Raw genomic sequence first — 16,157 nt, 5'->3', positions numbered from 1 at the left:
ATACTTCGGCATTGACCACCGGTTTGCCGTCATCCGAAACGCCAACCGCACCGGCAGCCTTTAAGTCGGCCATTTCAGTCAGTTCCAGGCCCTCTTCTCCTTTGGTAATCGCGGCCAAAGGATAAACGCGTGCGCCGCCGGCAATTGCCGCCTGGCGCAGGATGTATTCTACTACGCTGCGGTTATCACAAACAGGGTCGGTATTCGGCATACAGCAAACGGCCGTAAATCCGCCTGCCGCAGCCGCTTTGCTGCCGCTGTGAATATCTTCTTTATATTCATAACCGGGTTCCCGCAGATGCACGTGGGCGTCAATAAATCCAGGCGCCACGATTTTACCGCGGCAATCCACGATTTCCGCCCCCGCAGCCGCAATCTCCGGCTGCAGATTGCAAATCAGTCCGTCTTCGATCAAAAGATCACTGATCTGATCCAACTGCAGCACCGGATCGATCACACGCCCTCCTTTTAATAAGAGCTTAGTCATGGCTTTCACTCCCCGCTAAAAGATTCAATAAAGCCATCCGCACGGCCACACCGTTGGTAACCTGTTCTTCAATGGTCGATTGCAGCGAATCTGCCACTGCAGATGCAATTTCCACACCGCGGTTCATAGGACCCGGATGCATCACCAAGGCATTGGGATGCGCCAGACGCAAACGGCGCTCATCCAAACCCCAGTTGGCATGGTATTCCCGGATGCTGGGGAAGAGGCCTTTCTTTTGCCGCTCCAACTGCAGGCGCAGCACGTTGATCACATCGGCATCCTGCACCGCTTCTTCAATATCGCTGGTCACTTTCACACCCCATTGCGCGGCTTGTACCGGCAGCAGCGTTTTCGGACCACAGAGCGTGACCCTGGCGCCAAATTTCAGCATCGCGTAAAGATTGGATCGTGCCACCCGGCTGTGCGCAATATCACCCAGCAGTACCATCTTCTTGCCGGTCAGGTCGCCTAATTTATCCAGCATCGTATAAAGATCCAACAGGCCTTGCGTCGGATGCTCATGCATACCGTCACCGGCATTGATCACGCTGCAGTGCAATTGTTTTGCCAAAAAGTGCGGCGCACCGGAAGCAGCATGACGCATGACTAAAATATCGGTCCCCAGTCTGTCAATCGTGAGAGCGGTGTCCAATAAGGTTTCTCCTTTGACCACACTGGAGGTGGAAGCTGTGATATTAATCACGTCCGCTCCCAGGTACTTACCCGCCAATTCGAATGAACTGCGTGTGCGGGTAGAAGGTTCAAAAAAAAGATTGACTACAACTTTTCCTCTTAAATCCGTCCTTTTTTTCACCGGTTGCCCGATAAGCTGCTTCATTTTTTTTGCTTCTGCAATGATCAGTTCCATTTCACTGCGAGACATGGTTTCTAAACCAAGAACATCTTTACTGTTGAGCTGCAAGAGCTGCCCACTTCCCTTCTTTGTTATTTCTCCGTTATTTCTCCCGATCCGTCCGGTTTGCCTGACCTGAAAAAGGGTAATAAAAAACGTCTATCCCTTGTATAAAAAAGGATAAACGTGTACGTCAACATGATGGTTACCCCCTCACCTTGCTCGCCTCACGGGGCCGAACTTAAAGGATATAGCTGGTTACTACCCTGTAGTATAAGAGATAGAAAGAAGCTTGTCAAGCGTAATTTTTTATAAACAAGCCTGCGTCTGCCGCTTGCCCAACCGGCCGGTGCAAGCGGCTGTTCACGGCAGCCCGGCAAGTGCGGACAGGTTGTTCCTGCCGGCGGGCGGCACAGCGGAATGCCGTCATGTCTTGTGTCAGGCCGGAATGGATGCGCAAGCCGAAATCTACTGCGGGTTCTGCTGAACCGGATCACGATAAGAACCACAGGCAAGCGTTTTTCTTTCTACTGATTCTGAATAATCCATAAACTTTCTTCTCCTGCATTTGATTGAGCCAACAGCTTGTGTTATACTGAATTAAGACAAAGCAATTCCGGGTCCTGCGGGAGCAGAAAAGAAATGAGGAAAGTGAGGAAAGCAAATGCACAAGGCGAGCAGACGTAACCCGACTTCAAAAAAACATCCTTCTTTCCTTCCTATTATCCTAAGCACACTGATGGCACTTTTAGCCGCCCCTTTGGCGATCAACGCTCTCGTGATGCTGAGCGTAAAACAACATATTCTGAGCCCGGACAAAACTGCTTCCCTGGCGGCAGACTGTATTTTGATTTTAGGTGCAGGCCTTGCAGCCGACGGCTCTCCCAGCGATATGCTGGAAGACCGCCTGCTGCAAGGCATCGCCCTCTATAAGCTTGGCGCCGCAGATAAATTACTGGTCAGCGGTGATCATGGACAGATCGACTATGATGAGGTCAATACCATGAAACGATTCGCCATCTCGCACGGAGTAGCATCCGGCGACATCTTCATGGATCACGCCGGTTTCTCCACTTATGAAAGTCTTTATCGGGCGAAAGAGATTTTTCAAGCTGAAAAAATCGTCATCGTTACCCAGCGCTATCACCTCTACCGGGCTTTATATGTGGCGCGCGCGCTTGGGTTGGATGCCAGCGGTGTTGCTTCCGATTCCCGTAGTTATACCGGTCAATCCTATTACAGCACCAGAGAGATGGCAGCGCGCGTCAAAGACTTCTTTCAGGTGATTCTGAAGCCGCCGCCAACTATCCTGGGTGAAGTGATACCGCTCGACGGTAACGGAGATTGCACGAATGATCGCCCCAAAGGGGACTACCAAATTGAATGACTGCAGATAAGAAACAAATTCATTGAAAAACCGAATTTCAAACATACAAAAAATAGGGAAATCATCAAAAAACCATTGCAATTTGGGAATATCCATTGCAATGGTTTTTCTATTTCCAGCTACTTTTTGTATGTTTTAATTATTACTTCTATGTTCACTTTTGTTTATGCCGCATACAGAGAAGCAATGAGAGCCAAATTCTATAAAATTGGCTCTGCTATTTTGCGAAATTTAGCCAATTGGACTTGATATCAAGAAATTTTTCACAAACAAGGGCGTCTTTGCAAATAAAATAATATTAAATAGTAATACAGTAAAAATGTATCGAATTTTTCGACAATTTGACTTGTTACCTCAAAAAGATTATACTTTATCCAGATGTATCTGGTAAAAATAGCTCCCAAGCTGACAATTTACTTGAAATTACAATCAAAGGGGAGGAATTTCACCGATGGTATGCAATTGCATGCAAAGCAAATTTAGCGAATTGGATCAGTATATCGGTACATTATCCATATCCAATAAAGGATCAGCTTTGATTCCTGTTCTGCATCACGCGCAATCGCTTTTTGGTTATCTGCCGCAGGATGTTCAATCTCATATTGCCGAACGTCTGGATATTTCCACAGCCAAGGTATATGGAGTTGTCAGTTTCTACACCTTTTTTACCATGGTTCCCCGCGGTCAAAGCAACATCAATGTCTGCCTGGGCACCGCTTGCTTCGTAGGCGGTGCGGAAGCGGTTCTAAAAGAATTTGAAAATCAACTTCAGATCAAAAGCGGAGAAACGACGCCTGATTTTAAATTTTCCATCACTCCGGTGCGCTGTGTCGGCGCCTGCAGTTTAGCGCCGGTCGTGATGATCAATAACAAAGTCTATGGCCATGTCAAACCGGAGGATGTCGCTCAAATTCTCAGTGAATACAGCCAAATCGAAGGGGGTGTATAAGAATGCAACCGATCACTTCCTATACGCAACTGCTTGCTCTCTATGAAAAGGAAAAAGTCAGGACAAATCTTCGCTTAAGAAAAGAGAATCTTGCACCTGATTTTATCCGGCTGCCCGAAGGCTGTCGGGCGGACAGCGCGGAAATCCACGTCATGGTCTGCGCCGATACCGGCTGCGCGGCTTCCAACTCACTCGGTATTGCCGATCAATTGGATGCTGCCGTTGCAAAATACGGTTTAACGGATAAAGTGAAGATTATCCGGACCGGCTGCTTTGGACTTTGCTCACAAGGTCCTGTTGTGGTGGTGCATCCGGAACGCATCATGTACACGAAGATCACGCCGGATCATGTAGAGGAAATTGTCACTTCTCATCTGCGCGACGGTCATTATGTGGAACATCTGCTGTTAGGCGCCCGGGAAGGAAACGCCATAACCAACTATGATGACGCTGTTTTTTTTAAGAAACAAGTCCGCATCGCCACCCGTAACTGCGGCGTGATCAATCCTGCCAGCCTGGAAGAATACATCTCTCAAAAAGGTTATTTGGCTTTGGGAAAATGCATTACCTCAATGACGCCGCAAGATGTCATTGAAACAGTGAAAAGATCCGGCTTGCGCGGCCGCGGCGGCGCCGGCTTCCCTACCGGCAATAAATGGGCTTTTACCGCAGTGGAAAAAGAACCGCAAAAATATATCTGCTGCAACGCGGATGAAGGCGATCCGGGCGCGTTTATGGACCGCTCCGTTCTGGAAGGCGATCCTCACAGCATCCTGGAAGCTATGGCCATCGCCGGTTATGCCATCGGCGCCAACCAGGGTTTCATTTATATCCGCGCCGAATATCCCAGTGCAATCCGTCGTTTGGTTTTTTCGATTGAAAAAGCCAGAGAAGCTGGCTTACTCGGTCAGCATATCATGGGCAGCGATTTTTCTTTTGAAATCGAACTGCGTTTAGGCGCCGGTGCCTTTGTCTGCGGGGAAGAAACCGCTTTGATCGCTTCGGTAGAAGGGAACCGCGGGGAACCGCGCAACAAGCCTCCTTATCCCGCCAATAAAGGGATCTATGGGAAACCGACCGTGATCAACAACGTTGAAACACTTGCCAATATCTGCCCTATCATCAACAATGGTCCTGATTGGTTTCGAACCATCGGAACCGAAAAATGCGCCGGCACGAAAGTGTTCGCTTTGGCCGGGAAAGTCAACAATGTCGGTTTGATCGAAGTTCCCATGGGTACGACCCTGCGTGAAATCATTTATGAAATCGGCGGCGGTATCGTCGGCAACAAAGCTTTGAAAGCCGTGCAGACCGGCGGTCCTTCCGGCGGCTGCATTCCCGCGCAGCATTTGGACACACCGATTGATTACGAGTCTTTACAAAAGATCGGCACGATGATGGGTTCCGGCGGCATGATCGTTCTGGATGAAACCACTTGCATGGTCAATCTCGCCAAATTCTATCTCGGTTTTAGCGTGGAAGAATCCTGCGGGAAATGTACGCCCTGCCGTTTCGGTAATAAATATTTACTGGAAATCCTGCAGCGAATCACTCAAGGGGAAGGCACCATGGCAGATTTGGATCAATTGGAATCTTTGGGCAATATCATTAAAGAAGCTTCCCTCTGCGGATTGGGTCAGTCCTCTCCCAATCCGGTATTGAGTACTTTGCATTATTTCCGTGACGAGTATATCGCGCATATTCAGGAAAAAAGCTGTCCTGCCGGTGTCTGCACCGCTTTGCTGCAGTATGAAGTCCAGCCCGAACTCTGCATTGGCTGCACTCTTTGCGCGAAGAATTGCCCCGCCAATTGCATCAAAGGCGCAGTTCGCCAACCTCACATCATTGACCAAAGCAAGTGCTTAAAATGCGGTATCTGCGCCAGCAAATGCCCCCGGAAAGCCATTATACAGAAATAGGAGGAGATCGGTCCTATGTCTATCGTCAATCTGACCATCAATGGCTTAGCGGTCTCCGTTGAAGCCGGTACTACAATTTTGGATGCCGCCAAAGCCATCGGCATCAAAATTCCCTCTCTCTGCTATATGAATCTACCGGATGTTGACGTGAAATGTCAGTCCAGTTCCTGTCGTGTCTGTCTGGTAGAAATCGTCGGCCGCAAGAATCTGGCTCCCTCCTGCTCCACCAATGTGATCGAAGGTATGGTCATCCGCACGGACTCAGCCCGCGCTGTGGAAACCCGTAAAACCATCCTGGAACTGCTGCTTTCTAACCATCCGCATAACTGCCTGACTTGTAAACGCAACGATTCCTGTGAATTGAAAGCGCTTTCCAGCGAAATGGGGATTGAACACTTGCCTTTTGAGTCGCCTGTCCCCGAAGCGGCAGCGGATACTTCCAGTTTTTCCATCGTGCGGGATACCACAAAGTGTATTCTCTGCCGGCGCTGCGAAACTGTGTGCAACGAAGTGCAGAAAATGGGCATCTACTCCGGTGTACGCCGCGGTTATGACACACGCATCGATACCGCTTTTCATATTCCCATGATTGACACCTCCTGCACTTTCTGCGGACAGTGTGTCGCCGTTTGTCCTACCGCTGCTTTAACGGAAGTGGATAATAGTCCTGCCGTATTTAAAGAAATCCGCAACCCGCATAAAATTGTGGTGGTCCAGACTGCCCCTGCTGTGCGGGTCGCTTTGGGTGAAGAATTCGGTTATCCGTCCGGCACCAATGTCACCGGCAAAATGGTCACCGCATTAAAGCGCCTGGGTTTTGATAAGGTTGTCGATACCGATTTCGCCGCTGATCTGACCATAATGGAAGAAGCCGCTGAGTTGATCAGCCGCATCAAAGAAGGCGGCGTTCTGCCCATGCTGACCAGTTGCTGCCCGGCCTGGATCAAGTTTATGGAACATAAATTTCCCGATCTGCTGCCGCATCTCTCTACCTGCAAATCTCCCCATGAAATGTTGGGCGCTGTCTTGAAAGCGTATTATGCCGAGAAACTGGGCTACGATCTGAAGAATTTGGTTGTTGTTTCCGTTATGCCGTGTTTGGCCAAAAAATACGAAAATAACCGACCGGAGTTGAGCAATCAAGCCTTACAGGATGTCGATATCGTTATCTCAACCCGCGAATTAGCTCATATGATCAAGCACTCCGGCATCCGATTTGACACTTTGAGCGACAGTGATTTTGACCGCCCGATGGGGGAAAGCAGCGGCGCTTCCGTTATTTTTGGCAACACCGGCGGTGTGATGGAAGCGGCTCTGCGCACAGCTTATGAAACCATGACCGGCCAGCGTCTGGAAAAAGTGGACTTCTGTGCTGTACGTGGTTTTGAAGGGATCAAAGAAGCGACTGTGATGATCGGTGATATGGCAGTCAAAGTTGCCATCGCCAATACGCTGCGCAACGCCAGAACCTTAATGGAGTCAATCCAGGCCGGCAGCTGCCCGTATCACTTTATCGAAGTCATGGCTTGCCCCGGCGGTTGTATCGGCGGAGCCGGACAGCCCTACCATCACGGCAATATGGAAATCTTAAAAACAAGAGCTGCCGGTTTGTATCGTGCGGATGCAGCCAAAACAATTCGCCGCTCACATGAGAATCCCGATCTGCAGAAACTCTACGCAGATTTTCTTGATCGGCCGAACAGTCATAAAGCGCATGAATTACTGCATACCCACTACATCCGGCGCAAACGCGACTAGAAACTGGCGGCGGCTCAGGCAACCATCTTCCCCGAATCGCCGATTTTTACCCCGGTAAAGCAGCAAAAAAGCAACGGCGTCACCGCCAAGTGACACCATTGCTTTTTTGCTGCTTTATTTCATGCTGTTCGCCATCATGGGAATTGCGATGGTCAATTCATTTTGATTCTGCCACAGGCAATGCAAAGTATAATAAAGGAAGGTATATTCCCCATACGCTACCTGAAAACTCGCGCTGCCGCCGCTGCCTTTTTCCTCTTTGCTCAGCTTCACTTCTGCGCTAAGATCAGTGAGCGGTGGTTTGGCGTCAGGCTGCAGAATGTCAAAGGTATAAAAATCACGTTCGAGTTGAACCTCCTGCGGCAAGTCGGCGAGAAACTGTATGTTCACCTTACTGTCCTGGGCAATGACCTGCGGCAAATTGTTTTCCGTCACAAACCGCTTATGGAAGACGGTTCGATAAGCGTCAAATGCATAAACCTGATCCTGCCAGCGAGTTGTGAGAATCAGATAATCTTTGACCTCTTTGACCTCGCCATTCAGTTCGGCTGTAATCTTCAGAGACAGTTGCGGCACGAAATTTTTCTCCGGTTCTGCTTTCGTTTCCGGTTCAGGCGGTTTTTGGCTGAAATAGTAGACTGACCAGCCCACAGCGAGCAAGAGTAAGACCGCCAGGCCAATTCGCAGATTTCGATTCTTCTTCACACTCCAGACTCCTTTCCTGGTATCGACGGTTTCCCAGCCGATGCAAATTGCTTCAAAACAAAACGACCTTGCTTTCCTGTTGTTGCGTTACTTTAGCGGAACGGCTTTTGCATTACAAGACCAGTTGCTGCCGGCTTCACGCCGATGTTGCCTTTCATTTTAAAATCCATTCCTTTCGCAGTGTTCAAGGCACAATTAGAGATGAAGAGGATGCAAACAGTTCCTTTTCCCGCTAATGATCTTCGGTTTTTTTCTCTGCCGATCCGGGTCTTGGGTTACATTTTAAAAAAATAAATTATGATTTAAGTGATTTAAATATTGTTTTTTTTGCTGAATTATGCTAAAATCAGAATACGCTTTTTTTTATTCAATACTGCATCAGATGATAAAAACCGAACCTTGCAACCATCCCATTGCTGCTGATAAGGAGGATCTTATTTTGCTTAGAGTGACTGACTACGCCTTAACTACTCTGACAGCCAGATACGATACCAGGCCGGATCTCTTGACCTTTCTTGGCGGAGGCAGTGAAGATTCCGACAGCATTGTTTATAGTTTCCCGGTGCGCAGGGGAAAAATGGCTCTGAAAATAAAAGCAATACCACAGGATAATTTTCTGTCTCTCAGAAAGCTGGACACCAGACTGAGATTTGCAGATTACCTCGGCAAAAATGGTATGGTGATCGCTTGTCCTGTGAAAGATTCCTATGGCAATCTTTACGAAACTTTTTACGACCACAATACAATCTATGTCAGTTATATGATGCAATTTCATGAGGGTAAAAATCCGAAATGCGCGGAATTAAACGGGAAAACTGCGGAATCCTGGGGAAAATTAACCGGAAAAACACATCGGATCAGTAAGGATTTCAGCAAAAACCTGGCATCGGCATCGCTGTTCGGTTGGGATCAGGAAATAGAATTCTTCTCTGATCTCTGTAAAGATCCGGAGATCCGGCAGAAATGGCAGGATCTGCATCAACAATTTTCCTTGTTCCCCCATAGCCCCGACGACCTGGGTTTTATACACAATGACAATCATCAGAGGCACCTTCTGGTATCCGGTTCGAATCTGACTCTGCTTGACTTTGAGGTTGCCAACCTCGGCTTTTTCATGTCGGATATTGCCACAACATTGCAGGGGATGCTGTTCGATTATGGTGGCATGCATTGTCCCTGTACGAAACCGGAGCCGATCAAACGATTTGTTGCCGCTTTTTTAAACGGTTATGAGCAGGAGAATCACTTGGCACCCGCCTGGTTGAATCAATTCGAAACCTTTGTCTCCTATCGCCGTCTGCTCTTGTTTACTGTGCTGCAGGATTCTCTCAATACGAAACCTGCTTTAAAAGAAGCTCTAAAAGCAGCCCTTTTTCTAAGCCCGACCAGCAATTCTCTTTTCGTTTAAATGGAACAGAAAGATCAGCGGCAATCATGATCGAATGGTTTGTTGCCAAAAGAAGCACCGAACACAACTAGAATTTAGCTTGTGCTTTGTGCTTCTTGTTTATGCTTCGGCTTACTCAATGAAGATGGTTTGTTCTCCCTGCTGCCAAGTGACATGCAAGCCTAAAAATTCCAGGGAACGGATATGGATAAACGTACGATCATTGATGATTTGCGGAGCGGTCACCGGCATTCCTGTCCGGGGATTGCTGCTGTAGACGACATTATCCAATTCCACTTTGGCTTGCCCAACCCACATTTGCAACTGATGTCCGTACAGGATGACCGTGGTGCGGCGTTCGTTCTGATCAAAGGAAATCGTACCGCCAAATGCTTCCACAACCGCCCGCAAAGGAAGTAAAGTTGTAGAATTCAACAAAATCGGCACGGTAGCGCGGCCGGGATCCACTTCCTGCAATTTACCCATGGCCAGCATCTTTTCCCAGCCGATGCGCAGGACAACCTGATTGGCTTTGCCATTGAGCGGACGCCTGACGGTCTGCCAGTCCTGATAGACCATCTGTTCTCCCTTACCGAGTTGTCCGCTCACACCGCTGCCGAACAAAAATAAAGTGCCGTCTCGGTCAAGCGCGTAAGTCGCATACTCATTTGATGCCGCATTGCTGATATTTTCCATCAATTTTAGCGGTTGATTGATCTGCAGCGGATTCTCTTCCAGCAGCTGCCCGTAATTGTTGTTACCCCAGCCGAAAAGAGTCCCATCCAAGCCAACGGCCAGACTGGTGTTTGCTTCGGCACTGATGCAGCGGATGGCATCCATTACCCGGACAGGCAGATTTTGCGGCTCGTATGTTCCAATCCCCAATTGACCGGCAGTATTGGCGCCGCAGGCAAAGACGGTGCCATCCTGCAGAACATAAAGAGTCGAGGCGCTGCCGGCTGCTGCCTGGGACACCGCCTCATCCAATAGTTGCGGTTTTGTGCGTTGAACGTGATCACCCAAGCCCAGCTGTCCTTTTGTGTTATCACCCCAGATCCAGAGAGAATCGTCCGTTAAAATCGCCATACTGTGATCATCGCCGGTGGCAATCGATTTCACGCCGCTCATCAATAAGACGGGTTCCTTGCAGACGGTGATCGTATCGCCCAGTCCCAGTTGACCTTTGGCGTTATCACCCCAAACCCAGAGCTCCCCGTTTGCTTTTAAAGCCATGCTGTGATTTTTGCCGCCCACAACCTGTACGGTCGGAATCGTTTCTACCAGATAAGAAATACTGTCCGCAGCACCGGCAGGGTTCGTAACCGTTTCCGTTTTACTTTTCAAATGCAGAGGATCAACGAACAATTGCGCCGGAATTTGGCTGTTGACATTCGAACGATTGCCTAACTGATAATGATCATTGTTCCCCCAGAGCCATAAGCCGCCGTTGGCATCGATCGCAGCGCTGTGATTGCAGCCGCTGCCGATGCTGCTGATGCCGCTTTTCAGCAAGGTAAGCGCACCAACCGTCACAGCCGCGCCGATCCCCAGCTGAGCAGTGCGATTCTCGCCCCAAGTATAGAGCTCGCCGTTCTGTTTTAAAGCCAGAACATGGCTGCTTCCGGCTGCCACTGCCTTGACATTTTGCAGAACCGCTGCCGGCACCGCCGCTTTCAGCGGTTTGCCATTACCCAGTTGTCCTTTGTGATTGTCCCCCACCGCATACAGAGTGCCATCCTGCTGTAATGCCAGCAGATGATAAGCGCCGGCCGAAATCTTCAGAATACCGTGTTGAACCACTGTTGGCGTTGCGCTGCTTTTCTGATTACCGGTCCCCAACTGACCGAAATCATTGTTCCCCCAAGTCAGCAAGTCACCATTCTGAAAGAGCGCAGCGGAATAATATTCACCGGCGGAGACGGCAAGAATCCCTTCCATCAAGATTTTACGCGGTAAATTGGTTTGCGGCAAATCGCTATAACCCAATTGACCATCTTTATTATAGCCCCAGGTCCATAGAGAGCCGTCCTTTTTGACAGCCAGGCTGTGCCAACCGCCGGTTGCCGCAGTCACGACATTTTCCAGCAAACGCGCAGGTTTTTCTACGGTTGTCAGATTACCCAAACCCAATTGACCGTAATCGTTGCGTCCCCAGGCCCAAAGCGAGTGATCGGCTGCCAGCGCCAGCACCTGATAATCTCCCGCCCAGACGTTCGCCATATTGCTCATCACCAATACCGGGATGCTTTTTTGCGTGCTGGAATCGTTGCCCAGCTGGCCATAACTATTATCTCCCCAGGCAAACAATTCTCCCTTCGCCGTCACCGCCAAGCTGAATTCATGTCCGGCAGCGATTGCACTGACCGTTTCAAAAAGTAAACGGGTTGGCGTGGTTTGCTCTTTCGTCGTAGCAAGACCCAACTGCCCCCGGCTGTTCCAACCCCAAACATAAATTTCACCTGTTTTTGTCAGGGCAATACTGTGGAAAGCACCGGCCGCAGCAACAGCGATATTGCTCATTATATGCACCGGTTCGGTATGACTGATGGTATCTCCCGTTCCTAATTGATAATAACGATTATCGCCCCAAGCCCATAATTCACCGTCGTTGCTCACGGCGAGCGTATGCGTGCTGCCGGCCGACAAAGCTGCCCAATCATAAGTCGGCACTTCAGAGAAAGCCTTTGCCTGAGGAAGGCCGCCTATTGTCAGGCTGCAGCTCAACACCAGCAGCAGCACAGTCCGCAGCAGCCGTTTGAGCCGTTTTCCGGCCGTTTTCGCGGTCACTTGCTTCGCCTCCATTCTCTTTTTTTGTTCCGTTGGTTACCCTCTTATCGCAATCAACACGGTAGAGGGTGAACTTTCCTGCCAGACGCCGGCATCCATTCCCCCGTAAAAATCGATGACGCTAAAACCGGCATCATTCAGCATCTTTTGCAGCTGCAACTTCCGGATGGGATATAACATAATCTGTTGATACGATAGTTCCTTTGCATCAATCCGCAGCAAGGACAACCGGGTCGTCAGACAAAGGTCCCCTTCCGGCTGCAATTCCAGGTGACGTTTCAAGCGAATCCCGATTTCGGTATTGGCCAGATCCGGCAGATCCTGCTCTTTGGTTGCCGCCAGCAGGTCATAATTGAACAACTGCATGACTAAGCGGCCGCCTTTGGTCAGCAATTTGGCTGCCTGTTGGAAAAACTCGCCATACTCCGCTTCGTCCTGCAGTACGGCGGAGGCATTATTCAAACAAAGGATGACATGATAACTGCCGTTGCTGCCGGGTAACTGCAATAAAGGAGCAGCCTCAAACTGCAGCGCCCGCGGCACACGATCACGGTTTGAATAAGCAATCGCTTTGGCCAACAGAGCTTGTTCACTTTCCACCGCAGTCACAACGGCTCCGTTCACCGCCAGGAGATGCGCCAGTTCACCGCCGCCGCAGGCCGCATCCAGCACATGAGCAGTTGAGATATTGCCGATTTCCCTGCTTAAAAAGTCGACCATCTCCAGGGACGGCTGCAGCAAAGCCGCATAATAATCAATAAACCCATTCATTAAATCGGACATTTTCATCCCTCCAAAATGGTTACTTTTTCAAATTAATCTTTTAAAAATTTCCGTGCCAGACTGAGGAACTCCTCCTTTAGGAAGAAAGAATTCTCTTTCCGATAGATCAGGGAATTACAGCGGGCGGCAGGGATAAATTTATCCCGATAAATCACCTGCAATTTACCTCGTTCAATGGCTTCCCTGACCGCTCGCAGCGGTAAGAGAGAATAACCCAGACCGGCAATTGCCATTTCGCGCAGCGCTTCGATGCTGTCCATCTCCATCACATTCTGAGGAACAAATTGATGTTCGGCGAAAAAGTCGTCAATATAGGTGCGGAAGCCGGTACCGCGCGTAAAAATCAGCCAGGGTCCGGCGGCAAGCAAGGCCAGATCTTCCGACACCAGCGAAGGTGCTGCCACCAGCGCCATCGCATCATGAAACAGGGGTTCAATCTGCAAATGATGATGAATGACCTTCGAACTGACTAAACCAATATGAGCAATCCTTTCATCCACCATACGCACTGTTTCGGTCGTCTTTCCGGCAAACACAGCCAGCTGTGCTCTTGGGTAAGCGCGCCGAAAAGCAGTTAAAACCTCCGGCAATAAATAGGCTACCGTGACGCTGCCCGCCGCTATCACCAGGCGTCCTTGCAAAGGATCGATCGCCTGTGTCGCCTGCTGCTGCAATTCTTCCACCTGTTGGATCACGCTGTGCGCCTGCGGTAAAATCAGTTGTCCCAGAGGGCTCAGACTCAATTGCCTGCCTTGCCGGACGAACAATTCACCGCCCAGGTCGCGCTCCAGCATTTGAATCTGTTTGCTGACCGCAGGTTGGCTCAAACAGAGGATTTCTCCCGCACGGGTCATATTGAGCGTCTCAGCGGTTCGGCAAAATGTCTGCAGATGCTGAAAATCCATTTGCATACCTCCTAAACATTCCATATTGTTATTGTTCTATGTAAAAGTATCATTTCCCTTCTTCTAATCAGTTATGATATAATGCAAACGTTGGGTCAGGCCGGCTGACAAAAACACCGGCAGTTTAAAAGCGCTGATTCGTTCAGCAGCAAGGAAAGGAATGATTTTCATGTCCGTTCGTGCGATCGTTGGCGCCCAGTGGGGGGATGAAGGCAAAGGCAAAATCGTCGATTTATTGGCTCAGGATGCTGATGTTGTGATTCGCTTTCAAGGCGGCGATAATGCCGGTCATACGGTGGTCAACCCCTACGGTAAATTTGCGCTGCATTTGGTCCCCTGTGGTATCTTCAACCCGAAAGTTTTAAATATCATCGGTACAGGTACGGTCATTGACCCCGCCAATTTACTGGAAGAGCTGCATAAATTGCATGCAGCCGGTGTGGCAACTGAGAATCTGATCATATCGAACCGTGCCCATTTATCACTGCCTCTCTACAGCCGCCTGGACCAGCTGCTGGAAAAAGCCCGCGGCGGTAACGCGCAAGGTTCCACTCTGCGTGGAATCGCACCGGTTTACGCCGCCAAAGCGCTGCGGGTCGGTCTGCAAATGGGTCAAATGCTCGATCGGGAGCAATTTGCCAGGAGCCTTACTGAATTACTGGAACAGGGAAATCACCTGATCAGCAGTTTTTTCGGCGGTGAATTGCTGGATGCCGACGCCATTGTTCAGCAATATCTGCAGTTTGCCGAAACACTCAAACCCTACATCGCCGATACCTTACCGGTCATAGCGGCTGCGCTGAAGCAGCAGAAAAATATTCTGCTGGAAGGTCAATTGGGTGTGATGCGCGATCTGGACTGGGGGATTTATCCTTACAGTACTTCTTCCAACCCCACCGCCGGCGGAGCAACTTCCGGCGCCGGTATCGCACCGCAGCAAATCACCGCTGTCACCGGCATTGTCAAAGCCTTCTCGACCGCAGTCGGAGCAGGACCTTTCCCGGTTGAACTGCAGGATGCAACCGGTGAATATCTGCGTAACTTCGGGGAAGAATTCGGCGCCACCACCGGCCGTCCGCGCCGCTGCGGCTGGCTTGATTTAAATGCCTTGCGCTATGCGGCGCAGTTGAACGGGTTCACCGATATCGCAATTACCAAGCTGGATACTTTGGATCAATTGAAAACACTGAAAGTCTGCACAGCCTATAAGATCAATGGCAAAATCGTCGAGGGAATGCCGCTGGCCTATGAATTAGCCAAAGCGGAACCCGTTTATATTGAAGTGCCCGGTTGGAACTGCAGCACACAAAATGCCCGATCCTGGCAGGATTTACCCGTTGCTGCGCGAGACTATGTAGAATTAATCGAAGCAGCCTGCGGTGTCAAAGCCAGCTGGTTATCGGTTGGCCCTTCGCGCGAAGCCGCCTTCCAAAGATAAAGCGACCTGCTCCCGGCGAGAATCGCTGCTGTTTCTGAATTTTACCAAACGAAAAAATTCACTTGCCTTGATGCTGAAAAGCTGTTACAATTCAGGCAATAATTGATTGGAGGAAGATCGTATGGCTGCTATGAAGTATTCTTTCAGTGAAAAAGGTACGCTGATTCAAATGGAAGGCAAGCATGACCTGCTGGTCAGTAAAGAGAACTTCGGGCCGATGGACCTTTTTGAAGCCAGTATCGGCGCCTGAATGGGCGCGGGTATCGTAGGTTACGGTACGAAAAACCAGATCGCAATTGACGGAATCACAATGGAACTTTTTGTCGAAAGAGATCCGGAGACGAAAATGGTCAGCCAAATGCGTTTCCAGGTTCATTTCCCGGCAGAATTTTCAGAAGAACAGAAAGCAACGATCCTGGAAAAAATGGAACATTGCTATGTGAAAAAACACCTCTTAACACCGCCGACGGTCACAGTCAGCGAAAGATAAGCGAAGAAAAAATCCGACACCGCTTTTTGACGGTATCGGATTTTTTATTATGCTTTGCTAAATCGTTTGGGATTGCGGATGGCTTTGCCGCCGCGGACATCGTGATAAATACCGTTATCCCAGGTCAGTTTGCCATTCACCAGAACATAGGCGATACCATTGGGATATTCCGTCGGCTGTGTAATACTGCCGTTGGCTCCAATCGTATTGAAGTCAAAAACCGTGAGATCCGCCCAGGCGCCGACGGTTATGCGGCCGCGGTCACTCAAACGCAGACGGTCCGCCACCATACCAGTCATCTTATGAATG

The 16,157-nt window shown here is 49.6% G+C and carries 15 protein-coding genes; 8 read left to right on the top strand and 7 right to left on the bottom strand.

From position 1 onward, the window contains the following. Both LLG09_02110 and LLG09_02105 read right to left on the bottom strand, forming a co-directional pair. On the bottom strand, positions 1-487 hold a 487-nt coding region (locus tag LLG09_02110; protein MCE5195913.1), incomplete at its 3' end, for an amidohydrolase family protein. Next, a complete protein-coding gene (locus tag LLG09_02105) occupies positions 480-1,409 on the bottom strand; it encodes an aspartate carbamoyltransferase catalytic subunit (protein ID MCE5195912.1) in 930 nt (309 codons plus the stop codon). The genes LLG09_02105 and LLG09_02110, both read right to left, overlap by 8 nt. Before the next feature lie 223 nt (positions 1,410-1,632). Here LLG09_02105 and LLG09_02100 point away from each other — a divergent pair, with 223 nt between their 5' ends. The 5 genes from LLG09_02100 to LLG09_02080 all read left to right on the top strand — a co-directional run bounded on the left by LLG09_02100 (position 1,633) and on the right by LLG09_02080 (position 7,353). Next, positions 1,633-1,827, top strand: coding sequence for a hypothetical protein (locus tag LLG09_02100; GenBank protein ID MCE5195911.1), 195 nt, complete (start codon positions 1,633-1,635; stop codon positions 1,825-1,827). Between the two features lie 177 nt (positions 1,828-2,004). After that, a complete protein-coding gene (locus LLG09_02095) occupies positions 2,005-2,727 on the top strand; it encodes a YdcF family protein (protein MCE5195910.1) in 723 nt (240 codons plus the stop codon). A 451-nt stretch (positions 2,728-3,178) separates the two neighbouring features. Further along, on the top strand, positions 3,179-3,676 hold the full coding sequence (locus tag LLG09_02090) for an NAD(P)H-dependent oxidoreductase subunit E (protein ID MCE5195909.1): 498 nt from the start codon (positions 3,179-3,181) through the stop codon (positions 3,674-3,676). 2 nt (positions 3,677-3,678) lie between these two features. Continuing rightward, positions 3,679-5,595, top strand: coding sequence for an NADH-quinone oxidoreductase subunit NuoF (locus tag LLG09_02085; protein MCE5195908.1), 1,917 nt, complete (start codon positions 3,679-3,681; stop codon positions 5,593-5,595). Between the two features lie 15 nt (positions 5,596-5,610). Further along, positions 5,611-7,353 (top strand): [FeFe] hydrogenase, group A, encoded by a 1,743-nt coding sequence (locus LLG09_02080; protein MCE5195907.1) that lies wholly within the window; start codon positions 5,611-5,613, stop codon positions 7,351-7,353. A gap of 114 nt (positions 7,354-7,467) precedes the next feature. Here LLG09_02080 and LLG09_02075 read toward each other — a convergent pair whose 3' ends face one another. Further along, positions 7,468-8,058: a hypothetical protein gene (locus tag LLG09_02075; protein ID MCE5195906.1), complete on the bottom strand. Its 591-nt coding sequence runs from the start codon at positions 8,056-8,058 to the stop codon at positions 7,468-7,470. Positions 8,059-8,506: 448 nt separating this feature from the next. Here LLG09_02075 and LLG09_02070 point away from each other — a divergent pair, with 448 nt between their 5' ends. Beyond that, positions 8,507-9,466, top strand: coding sequence for a phosphotransferase (locus LLG09_02070; protein ID MCE5195905.1), 960 nt, complete (start codon positions 8,507-8,509; stop codon positions 9,464-9,466). Positions 9,467-9,577: 111 nt separating this feature from the next. On the opposite strand, the gene LLG09_02065 is transcribed toward LLG09_02070, so the two are convergent. From LLG09_02065 to LLG09_02055, 3 genes are read right to left on the bottom strand one after another with little or no spacing between them, the layout of a single operon-like run. Then, on the bottom strand, positions 9,578-12,232 hold the full coding sequence (locus LLG09_02065; protein ID MCE5195904.1) for a hypothetical protein: 2,655 nt from the start codon (positions 12,230-12,232) through the stop codon (positions 9,578-9,580). A gap of 36 nt (positions 12,233-12,268) precedes the next feature. Next, positions 12,269-13,015, bottom strand: a complete 747-nt coding sequence (locus tag LLG09_02060; protein ID MCE5195903.1) for a class I SAM-dependent methyltransferase — start codon at positions 13,013-13,015, stop codon at positions 12,269-12,271. 32 nt (positions 13,016-13,047) lie between these two features. Continuing rightward, a complete protein-coding gene (locus tag LLG09_02055) occupies positions 13,048-13,920 on the bottom strand; it encodes a LysR family transcriptional regulator (protein ID MCE5195902.1) in 873 nt (290 codons plus the stop codon). Positions 13,921-14,089: 169 nt separating this feature from the next. Here LLG09_02055 and LLG09_02050 point away from each other — a divergent pair, with 169 nt between their 5' ends. Then, positions 14,090-15,358 (top strand): adenylosuccinate synthase, encoded by a 1,269-nt coding sequence (locus LLG09_02050; protein ID MCE5195901.1) that lies wholly within the window; start codon positions 14,090-14,092, stop codon positions 15,356-15,358. Positions 15,359-15,668: 310 nt separating this feature from the next. Further along, positions 15,669-15,848 (top strand): hypothetical protein, encoded by a 180-nt coding sequence (locus LLG09_02045; protein MCE5195900.1) that lies wholly within the window; start codon positions 15,669-15,671, stop codon positions 15,846-15,848. Positions 15,849-15,895: 47 nt separating this feature from the next. Here LLG09_02045 and LLG09_02040 read toward each other — a convergent pair. Further along, positions 15,896-16,157 (bottom strand): amidohydrolase family protein (locus LLG09_02040; protein ID MCE5195899.1); only part of this gene is annotated, 262 nt, incomplete at its 5' end.

Source organism: Negativicutes bacterium, assembly GCA_021372785.1.
Lineage (GTDB): Bacteria > Bacillota > JAAYKD01 > JAAYKD01 > JAAYKD01 > JAJFTT01.
The sequence above is the reverse complement of the archived record's forward strand: the minus strand, read 5'-3'. Positions and strand labels throughout refer to the sequence as shown.